This is a genomic window from Tautonia sociabilis, from assembly GCF_003977685.1.
GTDB lineage: Bacteria > Planctomycetota > Planctomycetia > Isosphaerales > Isosphaeraceae > Tautonia > Tautonia sociabilis.
The window spans coordinates 74,519-88,908 of the sequence record NZ_RYZH01000005.1 but is presented as its reverse complement, the minus strand read 5'-3'; the positions used below and the strand labels follow the sequence as shown (position 1 = coordinate 88,908).

The following is a 14,390-nucleotide window of genomic DNA, read 5'->3' as shown; positions in this document are numbered from 1 at the left end:
TAGCTCGGTCGTCTCTCATCGCTTGCGGAGGGGAGTCGCCGGATGAGAGGCCTCGGGAGGGGAGGATCGGGCGGGAATCAGGCTTCTCCTCATCGTCGCCGCCCCGGGGGAAATGGGAACCGACCTGCGCGCCCCGGCGGCGGAGGAGGACCGCCCGACCCGACCCCGGGCGGCCTGGGGCCGCCCGGGATCGCGTTCGAGAGGGACGGAACCGGCGTAATGGATTTCCGGTATCGGCCCGATCCGGGACCCGAGCCGGTCCCGAAGGCGGGGAGCGGGGATCATCCCGACCACTCCTGGTGGTGGTGCTCCTCGTGGTGGTGGTGCGGGTGATCCTTCCCCTCCGGCGCGTGGTCGGCGGGGGAGGGGCTCCATTCGGACCCCCGGATCAGTCCGCTGATGCGCTCGAACTGGTCCCGGGAGGTGAAGTCAATGACGATCTGGCCGCGGTCCTCCCCCTTGACCTTGATGACGACGGAGGTCTCGAAGCGGGTCTTGAGATGCTCCTCCAGCTCCGAGAGGTGAGGGGGACGGACGGGGGCATGACCGGCGTCGATCCGGACCCGGCCCCGGGAGGGGGTGGGCTGGCCGGTCTTCACCAGGGCCTCGGTCTGTCGAACCGAGAGCTTCTCCTCGATCACCCGACGGCAAGCCTCGGCCTGCTCCGAGGGGTCCTGGATCGCCAGCAGGGCCCGGGCGTGGCCAGGGCTGATCTGCTCGCTGACGACCGCCTGCTGAAGCTCCTCGGGAAGCTCCAGCAGCCGGAGCAGGTTGGAGAGGGTCGAGCGGTCGATGCCGAGCCGGCCGGCCAGCTCCTCCTGGGTGCCGCCGTAGGAGTCGAGGTAGTTGCGGAAGGCCTGCGCCTTCTCGATGGCGTTGAGGTCCTTGCGCTGGAGGTTCTCGACGATCGCCAGCTCGTTGACCTTCTGGTCGTCCAGCTCCAGGACCCGGGCCGGGACCTCAGCCAGGTGGGCCTCGACCGCCGCCCGGAGGCGGCGCTCGCCGGCGATGACCTGGAAGCGCTCGCCGGCGGGCCGGACGAGGATCGGCTGGAGCATGCCGTGCTGGCGGAGCGAGTCGGCCAGTGCGGCGATCTCCTCGGCGTCGAAGACGCGACGAGGCTGGTAGGGATTCGGGTCGATCTGGTCGACCGGCAGGTGGGTCAGCTCGGCGGCCTCGAGGGAGCCGGGCTCGAAGCCCCCTTCCTCGGCACCGAGCAGCGCGGTCAGGCCGCGGCCGAGTCGCTTCGTTTTAGTCACGGTCAATGACCTCCAGCGTCAATTCCACGTAGGCCCGGGCCCCCCTGGCCCGAGGGGCGTAGTCGAGCACGCTCAGCCCGTGGCTGGGCGCCTCGCTGATGAGCACGTCTCGGGGGATCACGGTGTCGAACACAGCGTCGTCGAAGAAGCCGCGCACCTCGTTGGCGACCTCGTTGGCCAGCTCCAGATCGGGGTCGTACATCGTGAGCACGATCCCGCCAATCTCCAGCCGTCGGTTGTCCCTCGCCTTGGTCTGGCGGGCGAGCTCGATGATCTGGGAGAGCCCCTCCATCGCGAAGTACTCGCACTGGATGGGGATGTAGACCTCGGCCGAGGCGCCGAGCGAGGCCCGGGTGAGCTGCCCGAGCGAGGGCGGACAATCGATCATGATATAGTCGAACGTTGAGAGTTCGGAGCCGAGTTGCTGGCGGAGCGCGCTGGCGCGCTGGCGGTTGGAGGCGGACAGCGCGTCGGCGTCGGCGAGGCTCTGGGAGCCGGGGAGCACGGAGAGGCCGGGCTGAGCGGTGGCGACCACCGATTCGGCCAGGGGCTTTCCGGCGAGCAGCGGGTGCCGCTTGGCCGGCTCGACGCCGAGCCCGCTGGTGGCGTTGCACTGGGGGTCGACGTCGATCACGAGCGCCGACCGGCCCGCCTTGGCCAGCCCGGCCGCCAGGTTGATCGCGGTGGTCGTCTTGCCGACCCCGCCCTTCTGGTTGGCCACGCTGATGATCTTGGCCACGGTCGAGGTTCCTCCCGCCTGCCTGGAGTCGGCCGGGAGGGCGCGGACGGTCGAGAGTCGGGAGGCGGCGTCGGCGGGGGTCGGGCGTCCGTGCCCGCTCGGCAAGAGCGAAGGGATGATGCCGGGGGGTGCCGATCGCGAGGGCGGCGGGAGTGTAGCCGCCCTCCCCTGCCCTGTAAAGCTCAAGCACCGATCGACGTCGCCTCATGCGATCCCGGCGGCGTCGCTCGTCCGATCGGTGCGGTGCAGGACGATCGACGGGCGCCGGCGGCGATCGCCGGGAATCGGCAGGGCGGAGCCGGGATGGTGGTGTGGTCTGGTCGTGGCCGCCGAGAAGGCGATCCGAGTCGGGCCCTCCTGGTTGGCTCGGAGGCGGGAGGAGCCTGGCGGGAGCGACGACGGGAGGAGAACGCCGACGCCGAGGGAAGGCCGAAGGCGTTCCTCCCGGAGTCGCTCGCACCGAGGGTCCGGCTCGTCCTCCGGATCGACCAGGAGGGCCGGGCGATCGCTTGGGTCGGTGCCCTGGCGCCGTCGATTGGCCAGTCACCGCAATGGAGTCGAGCGATCGTCAACGCGGAGACGAGGGGAGGGATCGGAGCCGTCGCTCGATGCGGCTGGCCTCGAGGCGGAGGGCCTCGCTGACCTGGACCGGATACGGAGGGGCCGCGTCGAGGCCTCGGATCGCGTCGGGGAGGCTGGCCACCTGGCTGGCGCATCGGGATCGGATCGCGTCGAGATCGGGCCAGCAGGAGACGGGACGGCCGGCCTGCATGACCGGGGCCAGGAGCGGTTCGCCGTCCTCGGGCTCGTCGGCGAGGGCCACGACGTCTCCCTCGAACCGGCCCGAGGAGTCTCGGCGGCGAAAGACCTGCTTGGCGAGCGGGAGGCTCGCCTTGGCCGTGCTCAACTTGATACGGCCCGAGCCGTCGACGGCGACCAGCTTGTAGACCATGCCGATCGCCGGGGCGTCTCGGCTGGTGATGAGTTCGGTGCCGACGCCGAAGACGTCGATCGGCGCGCCTTCCCGGACGAGGCGGTCGATGCTGCGCTCGTCGAGGTCTCCGCTCGCGAAGATCCGGGTGGAGCGGCGACCAAGAGCGTCGAGCGTGGCTCGAGCCTCCCGGGAGAGCTGGAGCAGGTCGCCGCTGTCGAGCCGGACGGCCTGGACGGCGGGCTCGATGGTGGCCGCTCGTCGGACGCCCTCGATCGTGTCGTAGGTGTCCACCAGCAGCGTCACCCCTCCGGCGAAATGCCGGGAGAAGGCGGCGAAGGCGAGGCGCTCATCCTCGAACGACTGGACCCAGGAGTGGGCCATCGTGCCCATCGCCGGAATGCCCAGGCGTCGGGCGGCCTCGGCGTGGCTGGTGCCGACGAAGCCGGCGAGGTAGGCGGATCGAGCCGCCAGGAACGGGGCCATCGGGCCGTGCCCTCGCCGGGCGCCGAACTCGACGACCGCCCGACCGGCCGCCGCGGCGACGACCCGGCTGGCCTTCGAGGCGGCGAGGGTCGGATAGGCCAGCGCGTTGATGAGGAACGTCTCGACCCACTGGGCCTGGTCAATTGGCGCCCGGACCCGGAGCATCGGCTCGCCGGGGAACATGACGGTCCCCTCGGGGACGGCCCAGACGTCTCCGGTGAACCGCAGCGACCGGAGCCGTTCGAACCAGGACGCCTCGATCCGCGAGAACATGGGATGGAGGCGCAGCCACTCGATCTGGTCGTCGGAGAATCGGAGGCGGGCGAGGCCGTCGATCGCCTGCTCCAGCCCGGCGAAGACGAGGTAGTTGCGGTTGGCCGGCATGGTCCGGACGAAGAGCTCGAAGGTGGCGCTCGTCTCGGTCATCCCCTCGCTCGCGTACCCGGCCATCATGGTCAGCTCGTAAAGGTCCGTGAGCGGGCCGAGGGCGTCGGGGTCCGGCCAGAGCGAGACGGGAGGGGGGCTGGGCATGGTTGAGCCTGCGGTCGAAGGGACGAGGCGGAGGCGAGCCGCCTCAGGACGGGCCGAGAATCCAGACCGTGCTCCTTGGGCGGGCGTCCAGGGCAGGGGACGGATCGGAATCGGGCTCGGACCCGAGGGGAGCGCGAGCCGAATCGAAGACCGTTTCCGGCCGGACGTCGAGCAGCGTCGCGATCGAAGTCGGAAGCGTTTCCTGAACGTGGAGGCGCCAGCCAGAGGACGAGAGGAGGCGATCCAGGTCGTCCGGGGTCACGCCCAGGGCGGCGTCGATGATCGCGTACTCGCCGGGGCTCGGGGAGGTTGTCCGGATCGAGTCGAGGTCGCCGTGGATCCGAAGCGGTCCGATCCCCTGGGTACGGAGATAGAAGGAGAAGGTCGGCCGGGTATAGAGGTGGAGGCCGTCGGGCCTGGCGCCGAGAAGCCCGGGGACGAGCGACTTGGAGAAGCGTCGGACTCCGTCGTTCGGGGAGAGCAGCTCGGGGAAGGGACGGACCCGGCCGGGCCAGAGCAGGGGGTCGAGACCCGCCAGGAGGATCGCCAGGAGGGGGACGATCACGGCCGTTCGAGCCGGCCTGCTGGGCGGGGGGCCGGGTTCCCCCCCCTGCCCTGACCTTCCTCGGGCCCAGGACAGGAAGGCCGCGATCAGTCCTCCGCCGGCGACCCAGGAGGCGGCGAGAGTCGGCAGCCAGAGCCGGGCATACGGATGGTACAGCGGCGTCGAGGCCGCCATCACGAGGAACCACGTCCCCACGAGCCGGGCGGAGGGCCGGCCCTCCCCCAGCAGCAGCGGAGCCCACGCCAGCGAGATCCACCAGGCCAGGTTCCCCGGCGCCACGATCGAGAGTGTCGCGAGCACGAGGACGATGGGCAGGCCCAGCGAGCGGAGCCGTCCCCAGGACCGAGCAGACCTCCCCTGCCCGATCGCCGCTCCGATCAAGGAGAGGCCGATCCCCAGTCCCGCCCAGGTGACTCCGTTCCCGAGGAGCCCCTCCATGGCCCTTGCCTGGGCCATCTGTAGCTGCCAGTTCGGCCACCATCCGGCCAGGCCATCGACGTAGCTGCGATGGTGGGCGAGCAGGCCGGCGTAGCCGGTGGTCCGCTCGACGAACAGGAACCAAGGCAGATACACCACCGCCGAGATGATGGCGGCGAGGAGGCCGAGGCCGAGCCGCCTTGGGGTCGATCGCTGGGCCTCTCCCCGTCGAATCGCTCCGAGCAGGACGGCGAGCGCGACGATCGCCCCAGCCATCCAGCCGTTGTACTTGACCAGTTGCGCGAGGCCAACGGCGAGGCCCAGCCGTGCTGCTCGACCCGGCGTCGGGCGTTCGAGGAAGGTGGCGCCGGCCACCATCGCCAGCGACCAGCAGAGGAGGAAGGTCGAGTCCGTCAGGCCGGTTCGAGAGAAGACGACGTGCTGTCCGGCCAGGGCGGCCAGGGAGGCCGTCGCCGCCCCGGCCCCTCGACCGAGCGCGAAGCGGGACAGCCAGGAGAGAACGGGGATCGTCAGCACCCCCGAGAGGATCGAGACGAGGATGGCGGCGGTACCCGAAGGGCCGATCGCCGCAGAGGAGAGCCCGACGAGGACTGGGAAGCCGGGAGGGGCATACGGGATCAATCCGGGGTCCAGCCACCGGAGTCCGGCTCCCGAGAAGACCCAGGTCGCGGCCTGGGCGTAGATGCCCTCGTCGAAGTGCTCCAGACCGATGGAGCCGAGCCCTTTGAGCCGAAGGCCGGCGCCGAGCATGGTCATGGCGACCACCCAGACGGACTCTCGGCCGAAGTGTCGGGGCATCGGTTCGCGCTCCATGCCCACGATTCTAACGGCCGAATCGCCGGCCCGCTCGTCCCCTGTTCCACGTGGAACCCGTCGAGGGGGACCGGAGCGGGAAGGCCGCGCTCGGGTCATTGACGCCCCGGGATGGCGGCCGTACCGTGCACTTCGGGCGGTCGTCGAGCGATGAGCCCTCGCGGCGAGCCCGAACCGATCGAGGCCCTGTCATGGCCATGGTCCGATTCTTCAGCGATCCCCGGATGCTCGATCACGCTCCTCCGATCGGGCACCCCGAGCGGCCGGAGCGGCTGGCCTCGGTGCTCCGCCACCTGGAGCGGTCGACCGTGCGGAGCGCCTGCGCGACCGGCACCGTTCGGGAAGCGACGGACGAGGAGCTGTCCCGGGTTCACGAGGTCGAGTACATCGACTCCCTCCGCCGCTTCGAGCGCGAGGGGGGCGGCCGGATCGAGGCCGACACCTGGCTCGGTCCGCAGTCGCTCCAGGCGGCGAGGCTCGCCGCCGGCTCGGCGATCGAAGCGGTTTCGAGCGTGCTCGATGGGCCGCAGAAGGTGGCCTTCTGCGCCGTCCGACCGCCCGGCCACCATGCCAGGCCGGCTCACGCGATGGGATTCTGCCTGTTCGACTCCGTCGCCGCGGCCGCCGCGCACGCGATCGAGGTGAGGGGCCTGGCCCGGGTGCTCATCGTCGACTGGGACGTCCACCACGGCAACGGCACCCAGGAGATCTTTTACGCGGACGGCCGGGTCGGCTTTCTGTCCATCCACCGGCATCCGTTCTATCCCGGCACCGGCATGGCGGACGAGACGGGGACCGGACGGGGGATCGGCTGGACGAAGAACCTGCCGACCCTCTATGGTACGCCGAGGAAGGAGATCATCCGGAGTTTCGTCAGCGGGCTCGAGGAGCTGGCCGAGCGGACGAAGCCCGAGCTCGTCCTCATCAGTGCCGGCTTCGACGCCGTCTCGGACGACCCGGTCGGCGATCTGGGCCTCCTGCCGGAGGACTTCGAGGAACTGACCCACGCGGTGCAGCGCGTCGCCGATTCCCACGCGGAGGGACGGATCGTCAGCGTCCTGGAGGGGGGCTACGACCCGATCGCGCTGGCCCGATGCGTCGAGGTCCATCTCCGGGCCCTCGGCGCTGAGACTCCCTGAGCGGTCGCCGGAGGCGATCCCCCCCTCCGATCACTCGACGACCCCCAGGAGCCGATGGACGCCGAGACGCCAACCGCCCGCCGCCGAGACTCCTTCGTCTTCCGGATCCTGGTGGCGATGGCCGCCGGGGCCTTTCTGGGGCAATTGGCTCACTGGGCGGCCGGCTCCCCGCCGACCTTGGCCGAGCGGATGGCGGGCCGGCTCCCGGGCGAGATCGGTCGGCCGGTCCTCGAAACCTGGCAGAAACTCGGGTCGTTCGCCTCGGCGCTGGGCTATCTCGGCGGGCTGCTCGTCAGCCTGATCAAGGGGTTGGCCGGTCCCCTGCTCTTCTTCGCCGTGATCGACGCGTTCCTCAGGAGCCGGGTCCGAGCCCGGAACGCCGCGATGATGCTGGGGATCTCCGGCATCAACGCGGCGGTCGCGGTGGTGATCGGTCTGACGATCTCGAACGCGATCCAGCCGGGTCGGTACCTTCAGCACACTCCCGAGCTCGACGCCGGCCGGGAGGCGGGCGCCTCCTCGGCACCCGAGCTAGAGCGATTCGCCTCGGGGACGAGGCCGCTGGACTTTCTCCGTGACCTCCTGGGATTCGTGCCGACGAACCCGGTCCAGCCGTTCCTCGAGAGCTCGATCCTCTCGATCGTTCTTCTCGCCGTGCTCGGCGGAGCGGCGCTGCGGAGGGTGAAGGACGAGCAGATCCGGGCCGGTCGAGACGACTATCGCGGGGTCGAGTCGGCCGTGGCGGTGCTCTACCGGACGATCGAGGTGGCGCTCTCCTGGGTGATCGCCCTGGTGCCGCTGGCGGTCTTCGGGGTGGTCGCCAAGACCGTGGCCGAGCAGGGATTCGAGCCCTTCAAGGGGCTGTTCGCCTATGTCGCGGTCGCGGTGCTGGGGCTGTCGCTCCAGGTGGCGATCATGTACCAGGCGTGGGTGGTGTTCGTCGCCCGGATGACCCTGAGGCGGTTCTGGGGAGGGGCGAAGGAGGCGGTCGTCTACGCCCTCGGGGCGAGCAGCAGCCTGGCAACCCTGCCGGTGACGTTGCGGTGCCTGGATCGGATGGGAGTGTCGCCGACGGCGGCCCGATTGTCGGCTTGCGTGGGGACCAACTTCAACAACGACGGCATCCTGCTGTACGAGGCGATGGCCGTCCTCTTCGTGGCCCAGGCCTACGGGCTGGACCTGACCGTTGGCCAGCAGGTGATCGCGGCGCTGTCGTGCGTGGTCGCGGGAATCGGGATCGCCGGCGTCCCGGAGGCGGGGCTGATCTCGCTGGCCCTGGTGCTCTCGACCGTCGGCCTGCCGCTGGAATTGCTCCCCTTGCTGCTGACGGTCGACTGGGTGTTGTCCCGGTGCCGGGCGATGACGAACGTGGTCGCGGATATCCTGGTGGCGGTGCTGCTCGACCGGATCGGCGTCGAGTCGGAGCCTCCCGAGGCCCTGGACGACTCGACGGCCCCTCCGGAGGCGATGGCGGAGGCCGGGAAAACCAACGAAGGGTGTCCGCCCGGAACCGGGAGGACACCCTCATGATGGTGCGATCGCCCAGGAGAGCGACCCCGACGGGATTCGAACCCGTGTTACAGGTGTGAAAGACCTGTGTCCTAACCTCTAGACGACGGGGCCAGGGGTGGCAGGACCCATTATGGGGAGAATCGCCTCTGGGTCAAGCTGAGCCGAGGGACCTGATGCGGAGTGCGGACGCTTGAATCGAGCCCGACGGGCGCGGTAAGGTCTGAAGGACAGAGGGGAGAGCACCAGCCGCGAGGACGAACCGAGATGAAGACGATCCTGATCCTGACCGGCGACGCCGGCGAGGCGCAGGAGATTTACTACGCCAAGTTCCGCCTCGAGGAGGAAGGCTGGCGGGTGCGGATCGCGGCCCCGGAGCGCCGCGCGTTCTTGTCGGTGGTCCACGACTTCGAGCCGGGGTTCGACACGTACACCGAGAAGCCCGGCTACCGAGTCCAGGCCGACCTCGGGTTGGAGGAGTGCGATCCGACCGGCTACGACGCTCTGGTCCTGCCCGGGGGCCGGGCGCCGGAATACCTCAGGAACCGCCCGAAGGCCGTGGCGATCGTCCGGCACTTCGTCGAGGCCGGCAAGCCAATCGCCGCGAACTGCCACGGCCCGTTGCTGCTGTTGGCCGCGGGATACGGTTCGGGCCAGACGATGACGTGCTATCCCGACCTCGCGCCCGATGTTCGAGGCGCGGGAGGGGAGTTCGTCGACCGAGAGGTGGTCGTTTCGGGGCCAGTGGTCACGGTTCGGGGCTGGCCGGACAACGGACCGTGGATGCGGGAGTTCGTCCGGCTGGTCCGCGGGACGTCAAGCTGACCGGGGCCGAGGCGATCGGTCCGGGGCTTAGTCGTCCTCGTAGAGCCGAGTGGGCTGGGGGCGAGCGTCGGCCTGGTTCTGGATCGCCTCGTACACTTCGCGGCGATGGACCGAGACATCCTTGGGAGCCTCGATACCCAGACGGACCTTGTCGCCTCGGATCTCGACCACCGTCACGACGATGTGGTCGTTGATGATGATGCTCTCGTTCTTCTTCCGGGAAAGGACCAGCATCGCCAACCCTCGCAGTGCATCCACATGGGTGTTCGTCAGGAAACGGGTTGGGATGAGCCCACGGCGCGGCCGAAGCGTGATCGCACGTCCACGGCCGGGGAGGGGCCGGACCCTCCCTCCGTGCCAGCTATCCAGGGAAAATGTAGAAGGAGGATCGGGCAAGGTCAAGGACTTGCGTCCGATCGAGGGTCGGCGCCGGTTCAGAGGTGGAGGTCGTAGGCGTAGCGACGGTAGAGGGTGCCGAGCCCCAGGTCGTGGATCTCGGCCTCGATCGCTTCGGGGGTGGGATCGGTCATCCCGTCCTTGATTTCGGCGATGAGCAGTTCGAGGAACTTGGCTCGGGACCGCTGGAGGGTCTTGCGGAAGGCCTCCGGCGTGAGGCGTTCGCCGTATTGCTCCGCCAGCCGATCCGTCAATTCCTCGATCGAGGCCGAGGGAAACGCCTTGCGCAGGTTGAGCACCCGCGCGTACCGGTTCTTCGGGGTACTGGCCTCATACGTCTCCAGGCGACCGAGGGCGCGATTGATCACCGCCTCGCGCCAGACCCGGTCGTACTCGGCGTCCGGCATGGTCGGGTCGGACAGGTCGCCCGGGGGCAGGGGCTGCGACTTGCGACCCCGGAAGTGGTCGATGATCAGGCGGTGGAGGACCGTCCGGAGATAGTCCCGGAAGCGGCCCTTGGAGTGATCCGCGCCGGCGAGCTTGTGGTTGAGCAGCTTGATCCAGAATTCCTGGAGCACCTCGTCGGCGAGGTTTCGGTCGCGGAGCTTGAGTCGGAGGTAGCGCTCGACGGCGTCGTGGTAGCGGCCGATCAGGTCGCGCATCGCCGCCTGGCCCGCGGGACCGGGGGCGTGGGCCGAGCGGATCAAGGTCCAGTTGGTCTGGAGTTCCGTCAGTCGATCGGGGGCGCCGTCGCTCGGGGGCACGGTGGCGAACTCCTCCGAACCGTTCATCGTCGGCTCCGCGATGCGATCACGAGAGGTCTGCTGCGACCCGGTGAGTGGCGAATGCGTGCCCGAGTCTGGGGCGCCGATCGCGGCGTGTTCCACGTGGAACGGGATCGGTCGGCCCGGGACGACCCTTCCAGAGTGAGTCTACGTTACGATTCCCTTGAGGGAAATGATTGATCGGTCGAACTCGGACGGGCCAGGACAGCGCGCCCGGCAGGATTCGAACCTGCGACCGGCGGTTTAGAAGACCGCTGCTCTATCCGGCTGAGCTACGGGCGCCCCGAGAGCGGAGAGGGGCGAGAGCGAGACTGGCGCTTCCGACTACGCCCGGCAGGATTCGAACCTGCGGCCTGCGGTTTAGGAAACCGCCGCTCTATCCTCCTGAGCTACGGGCGCGTTGATCAGGCCGACTCCGATTGTCCACCGCGTGCGTCCCGCTGTCAACCGACCGGACGCGGCCGGGGTCGTCCCGGTTCGCCGCTCCCCATCCCTTGACCCCACGGTGCCCGGGGATCAAGCTGGCCCACCCGGGCGGTTCCGGGGGACCTGAAGGGGGAGGAGGGACTGGCTGATCGCCGGTGGAGATCATGGGGACGGATCGAGTGGCTCTCGTGACGGGAGGCGGCCGGGGGATCGGCCGGGGGATCGTGGCGGCCCTGGCCCGGGACGGAGTGTCGGTGGTGGTGAATTATCGGTCGGACTCGGCGGCGGCCGAGGAGGCCTGTCGCGAGGCGGAGCGGCTGGGGGCGCCCCGGGCCATCGCCTTGCGCGCGGATCTCGCTGAGCTGGACGAGGGGAGGGGGCTCGTGGACCGGACGCTGGAGGCGTTCGGGAGGATCGACGTGCTGGTCAACAACGCGGGAGTCGCCCCCCAACGCCGGGCCGATCTGCTGGAGACCGCCCCGGAGAGCTGGGATCGCGTGCTGGGAATCAACCTGAAGGGCCCGTTCTTCCTCTCCCAGCACGCCGCCTCGGCGATGATCGCCCCGGGGCATCCCCGAGGGGACGTGCCGCCGATGATCGTCTTCATCACCTCGGTCTCCAGCACGTTCGCCAGCGTCAACCGGCCGGAGTATTGCGTCTCCAAGGCGGGGCTGAGCATGGTGGCGCAGCTCTTCGCCGCCCGGCTGGCGGACGAGGGGGTGCTGGTGTTCGAGGTCCGTCCCGGAATCATCGCCACCGACATGACCGCCGGGGTGAAGGAGGCCTACGACCGTCGGATCGCGGACGGCCTGAGCCCGACCCGACGCTGGGGGGCCCCGGAGGACGTCGGGAGGGTCGTCTCCGCCCTGTCATCCGGGGCGTTCGGCTTCTCCACTGGCCAGGTGGTCTATGTCGACGGCGGGCTTCATCTGCGACGGCTCTGAGGAGAGGACTTTGCCCGAACCAATCGCCCGCCTACAATTCTCAGAGCCGTCGGCATCGGGATCCAATCCCGGCTCGCTGTCAGACACGGGTCATCGTGCTCGTTCGATCGGGCCGAAGGGTCGAGAGCGGGGCCACCATGGATGACAGCATCCCGAGCAAGGCCTCCCAGACGGTGACTCGGCTCGGGAGCTACCGCCTCATCGAGCCCCTCGGTTCTGGAGGGATGAGTTCGGTCTTCCGGGCGGTCCACATCGACAGCGGCTACGAGGTCGCGCTCAAGGTCTTGCCGCGCTACCTCGCCAAGAACTCGACGCTCCTCCAGCGCTTCCTTCGCGAGGCCGTGAGCGCCGAGGCTCTGGAACATCCGAACATCGTCTCGATCTACGATCGGGGATCCGAGGGGGGCCGTCATTACCTCGTGCTGGAGTACGTTGACGGCTCCGACCTGCACGATCGGGTGCGTCATCGGGGACCGATGCCCGTCGACGAGGCGATGCGGGTGATCCGAGAGGCGGCCCAGGGGCTGCGATACGCGTCGAGCAAGGGGGTGGTCCACCGGGACATCAAGCCGGCCAACATCCTGATGGCGAGCGACGGCTCGGTGAAGCTCATCGACCTGGGGCTCGCCTTGCAGCACGAGGCCGAGGACGAGCGCGTCACCCGACACGGGACCACCGTCGGCACGGTCGACTACATGGCTCCGGAACAGGCCCGGGACAGCCGGGCCGCGAACGAGCGGAGCGACATGTACTCGCTCGGCTGCACGCTCTACTACCTGCTCACGGGCTTCCCGCCGTTCCCGGGAGGCCATATCGCCGACAAGCTCCGAAGGCACGCGACCCAGCCCCCTCCGGATGTCCGCCAGCTCCGGCCCGACGTGCCCCGAGGGGTGGCCAGGCTCATTCTCCGGCTGATGGCCAAGCGGCCGGAGGATCGGTTCGCAGACTACGACGAACTGCTTGCCGAACTTGACACGCTCGCCTCCAATCCCTCGGAGGACGGCAGCGGGTCGTTCGAGTACGCGCTAATCGCCGACGATGACGAGTCGGCCGACTTCGATCTCGGGGACGGGGCCGAGCTGATCGAGCCGCCATCGACCCGGGATGTCCCTCGGATTGTCGAGCCTCCCCGTCGACCGCCAGCCGAGCCCCGGTTTCCCCCGGCCCGGAACCTGGTTCCCGGCCCGGAGGAGGCCTCTCCCCGAGAGCCCGAGTTGAAGCTCTCCGAGCTGGCCATGCTGCTCAGCGACGAGGACGAGCCCGTCTCGAAGAATCACCGGCGGCCTCCTTCTCCCTCTTGGGAGGGCCCGCCGGTTCCCTTGCCGAGAAGCAAGGCCGCCGCGACGGACGGTGACGCCTTCGATCCTTTCGCCGACCTGGGCAGCGCGGAGGAGATTGTGGGCTCTCCCGTCTCGCTGGGAAGGCGGCGATCCTACGGGGAGGAGGCCTCGGTCAAGGCCTGGGCGCTGGGGGGGGCGATCGTGGGGCTGGTCATCGCCTTGCTCGGTTTCGCGATCATCAGCCTGATCCGGATGGACTGGCCGAGCCGATCGTCCCCGGCGGTCGGAGACGAAGGGCAGATCGCCGACCCGATGACCGGCTCGACCCCCGCATGGGGCCGATCGGGACAGGAGCCGGGCGCTCGACCGAGCCTCGGGGCCCGGGTGTGAGCAACGGTCGGAGGTCCTCCTGAGCACAGGGAGGCGAGCCGATGCGACGATGGGGGCACCTCATTCGAGCGTCTCTCGGGGCGGGATCGGCCCTCGTGGCGATGATGACGGGGGGAGCGGGTGCTCAAGCGCTTCCCGGAGACGCTCAAGATGCTTCCGATCCGGGAGGACGGCCCGGGGGCCGATCGGCCTGGTGCGTCCCGTACCGTCCTCCGGACGTGATCCGGTACGAGCCGAGGGTCATCCTCGTCCCTCGGCCGTTCGGGTCTGTGCCGGTCGCTCCCTGGGTGTCGGTCTGGTCGCTGGGGAGCGTGCCGCTGGTGCCGACAACCCCGGCATCCCCTCCACCCCCGAGCGGCCTCGGGAGGATTCCGGGCGGAGGGATCGGTCCCCCGCCAGGGGGTGTCGCCGCGTTTCCGATCGTGGCCGGGCAGGGGGGGAGCGTGCCCAGGAGGCCGGTTTCGCCGACGTTCTCGGAGCGGGCCTTGGAGCTGTTGACGTTCGGCGACCGGAATTTTCGAGCGGGAGACCTCCGCCGAGCGGAGCGGCGTTACCGGCAGTCGCTGGCCGAGGCCCCTCGATCGGCGCTGCCGAGGGCCCGGCTGGCTCAGGTCGCCGTTGTCAGGGGAGACTACGATGAGGCCGCCGCTCGGCTTCGGGAGGCGATCACCGCCGATCCCGACTGGCCGGCGATGGCCGGTGATCTCCAGGCCCTCTTCGCCGAGCCGGCCGATTTCCACGACGCGATCGCCCGGCTCGAGGCCCACCTGCAAGGCCGACCGGACGACCGAGAGGCCTGGCTGGTGCTCGGGGCCGAGTTGCTCCTCTCCGGTCGGGTCGACCGGGCGGAGGAGGTCCTGGTCCGGATCGACGACGGAAGGCCGGATGCCGCCCTCGAGGCGCTCCTGAGGACGGCCGGTCTGGACCCCTGACG

General features: G+C 69.7%; 12 protein-coding genes and 3 tRNA genes. 6 read left to right on the top strand and 9 right to left on the bottom strand.

Annotation, left to right across the window (positions count from 1 at the left end):
• Positions 1 to 281: 281 nt before the first annotated feature.
• From TsocGM_RS04040 to TsocGM_RS04025, 4 genes are all read right to left on the bottom strand, one after another.
• Positions 282 to 1,259, bottom strand: a complete 978-nt coding sequence (locus TsocGM_RS04040; protein WP_126724029.1) for a ParB/RepB/Spo0J family partition protein — start codon at positions 1,257 to 1,259, stop codon at positions 282 to 284.
• The gene (locus tag TsocGM_RS04035; RefSeq protein ID WP_126724028.1) at positions 1,252 to 1,998 is read right to left on the bottom strand and encodes a ParA family protein; all 747 of its coding nucleotides are present in this window, start codon (positions 1,996 to 1,998) and stop codon (positions 1,252 to 1,254) included. The genes TsocGM_RS04040 and TsocGM_RS04035 overlap by 8 nt, the downstream gene beginning before the upstream one ends.
• A 568-nt stretch (positions 1,999 to 2,566) precedes the next feature.
• Positions 2,567 to 3,946 carry a nicotinate phosphoribosyltransferase gene (locus TsocGM_RS04030; RefSeq protein ID WP_126724027.1) on the bottom strand — a complete coding sequence of 460 codons (1,380 nt, stop codon included), beginning with the start codon at positions 3,944 to 3,946 and terminating at the stop codon, positions 2,567 to 2,569.
• 43 nt (positions 3,947 to 3,989) lie between these two features.
• Positions 3,990 to 5,747 (bottom strand): ArnT family glycosyltransferase, encoded by a 1,758-nt coding sequence (locus TsocGM_RS04025; protein WP_158633370.1) that lies wholly within the window; start codon positions 5,745 to 5,747, stop codon positions 3,990 to 3,992.
• A gap of 206 nt (positions 5,748 to 5,953) precedes the next feature.
• Between TsocGM_RS04025 and TsocGM_RS04020 the strand changes: the two genes are divergently transcribed.
• Positions 5,954 to 6,901, top strand: a complete 948-nt coding sequence (locus TsocGM_RS04020; RefSeq protein WP_126724025.1) for a histone deacetylase family protein — start codon at positions 5,954 to 5,956, stop codon at positions 6,899 to 6,901.
• A 54-nt stretch (positions 6,902 to 6,955) separates the two neighbouring features.
• The gene (locus TsocGM_RS04015; protein WP_126724024.1) at positions 6,956 to 8,431 is read left to right on the top strand and encodes a dicarboxylate/amino acid:cation symporter; all 1,476 of its coding nucleotides are present in this window, start codon (positions 6,956 to 6,958) and stop codon (positions 8,429 to 8,431) included.
• Between the two features lie 21 nt (positions 8,432 to 8,452).
• Here the strand turns inward: TsocGM_RS04015 and TsocGM_RS04010 are convergent.
• Positions 8,453 to 8,524: transfer RNA gene (locus TsocGM_RS04010), tRNA-Glu, on the bottom strand.
• Positions 8,525 to 8,677: 153 nt separating this feature from the next.
• Here TsocGM_RS04010 and TsocGM_RS04005 point away from each other — a divergent pair.
• Complete coding sequence (locus TsocGM_RS04005; protein ID WP_126724023.1) at positions 8,678 to 9,235, top strand: DJ-1/PfpI family protein; 558 nt, start codon at positions 8,678 to 8,680, stop codon at positions 9,233 to 9,235.
• A 27-nt stretch (positions 9,236 to 9,262) separates the two neighbouring features.
• On the opposite strand, the gene csrA is transcribed toward TsocGM_RS04005, so the two are convergent.
• The 4 genes from csrA to TsocGM_RS03985 all read right to left on the bottom strand — a co-directional run bounded on the left by csrA (position 9,263) and on the right by TsocGM_RS03985 (position 10,815).
• Positions 9,263 to 9,469 (bottom strand): carbon storage regulator CsrA, encoded by a 207-nt coding sequence (gene csrA, locus TsocGM_RS04000; protein ID WP_126724022.1) that lies wholly within the window; start codon positions 9,467 to 9,469, stop codon positions 9,263 to 9,265.
• Between the two features lie 200 nt (positions 9,470 to 9,669).
• On the bottom strand, positions 9,670 to 10,422 hold the full coding sequence (locus TsocGM_RS03995; protein ID WP_126724021.1) for an RNA polymerase sigma factor: 753 nt from the start codon (positions 10,420 to 10,422) through the stop codon (positions 9,670 to 9,672).
• A 202-nt stretch (positions 10,423 to 10,624) separates the two neighbouring features.
• Positions 10,625 to 10,698 (bottom strand) — tRNA-Arg (locus TsocGM_RS03990).
• A gap of 43 nt (positions 10,699 to 10,741) precedes the next feature.
• Positions 10,742 to 10,815 (bottom strand) — tRNA-Arg (locus TsocGM_RS03985).
• 206 nt (positions 10,816 to 11,021) lie between these two features.
• Here TsocGM_RS03985 and TsocGM_RS03980 point away from each other — a divergent pair.
• The 3 genes from TsocGM_RS03980 to TsocGM_RS25770 all read left to right on the top strand — a co-directional run bounded on the left by TsocGM_RS03980 (position 11,022) and on the right by TsocGM_RS25770 (position 14,388).
• Positions 11,022 to 11,786 carry a 3-ketoacyl-ACP reductase gene (locus TsocGM_RS03980; RefSeq protein ID WP_233578265.1) on the top strand — a complete coding sequence of 255 codons (765 nt, stop codon included), beginning with the start codon at positions 11,022 to 11,024 and terminating at the stop codon, positions 11,784 to 11,786.
• Between the two features lie 137 nt (positions 11,787 to 11,923).
• A complete protein-coding gene (locus tag TsocGM_RS03975) occupies positions 11,924 to 13,456 on the top strand; it encodes a serine/threonine-protein kinase (protein ID WP_126724020.1) in 1,533 nt (510 codons plus the stop codon).
• A 485-nt stretch (positions 13,457 to 13,941) separates the two neighbouring features.
• A complete protein-coding gene (locus tag TsocGM_RS25770; RefSeq protein ID WP_158633369.1) occupies positions 13,942 to 14,388 on the top strand; it encodes a tetratricopeptide repeat protein in 447 nt (148 codons plus the stop codon).
• The last annotated feature ends 2 nt before the right edge of the window (positions 14,389 to 14,390 follow it).

What these genes read in the sequence shown, in the direction of transcription:
- TsocGM_RS04025 (WP_158633370.1), bottom strand. Translation starts at nt 5,747, where the DNA reads ATGCCCCGACACTTCGGCCGAGAGTCCGTCTGGGTGGTCGCCATGACC.
- TsocGM_RS04005 (WP_126724023.1), top strand. Translation starts at nt 8,678, where the DNA reads ATGAAGACGATCCTGATCCTGACCGGCGACGCCGGCGAGGCGCAGGAG.
- csrA (WP_126724022.1), bottom strand. Translation starts at nt 9,469, where the DNA reads ATGCTGGTCCTTTCCCGGAAGAAGAACGAGAGCATCATCATCAACGAC.
- TsocGM_RS04015 (WP_126724024.1), top strand. Translation starts at nt 6,956, where the DNA reads ATGGACGCCGAGACGCCAACCGCCCGCCGCCGAGACTCCTTCGTCTTC.
- TsocGM_RS04030 (WP_126724027.1), bottom strand. Translation starts at nt 3,946, where the DNA reads ATGCCCAGCCCCCCTCCCGTCTCGCTCTGGCCGGACCCCGACGCCCTC.
- TsocGM_RS03975 (WP_126724020.1), top strand. Translation starts at nt 11,924, where the DNA reads ATGGATGACAGCATCCCGAGCAAGGCCTCCCAGACGGTGACTCGGCTC.
- TsocGM_RS04020 (WP_126724025.1), top strand. Translation starts at nt 5,954, where the DNA reads ATGGCCATGGTCCGATTCTTCAGCGATCCCCGGATGCTCGATCACGCT.
- TsocGM_RS03995 (WP_126724021.1), bottom strand. Translation starts at nt 10,422, where the DNA reads ATGAACGGTTCGGAGGAGTTCGCCACCGTGCCCCCGAGCGACGGCGCC.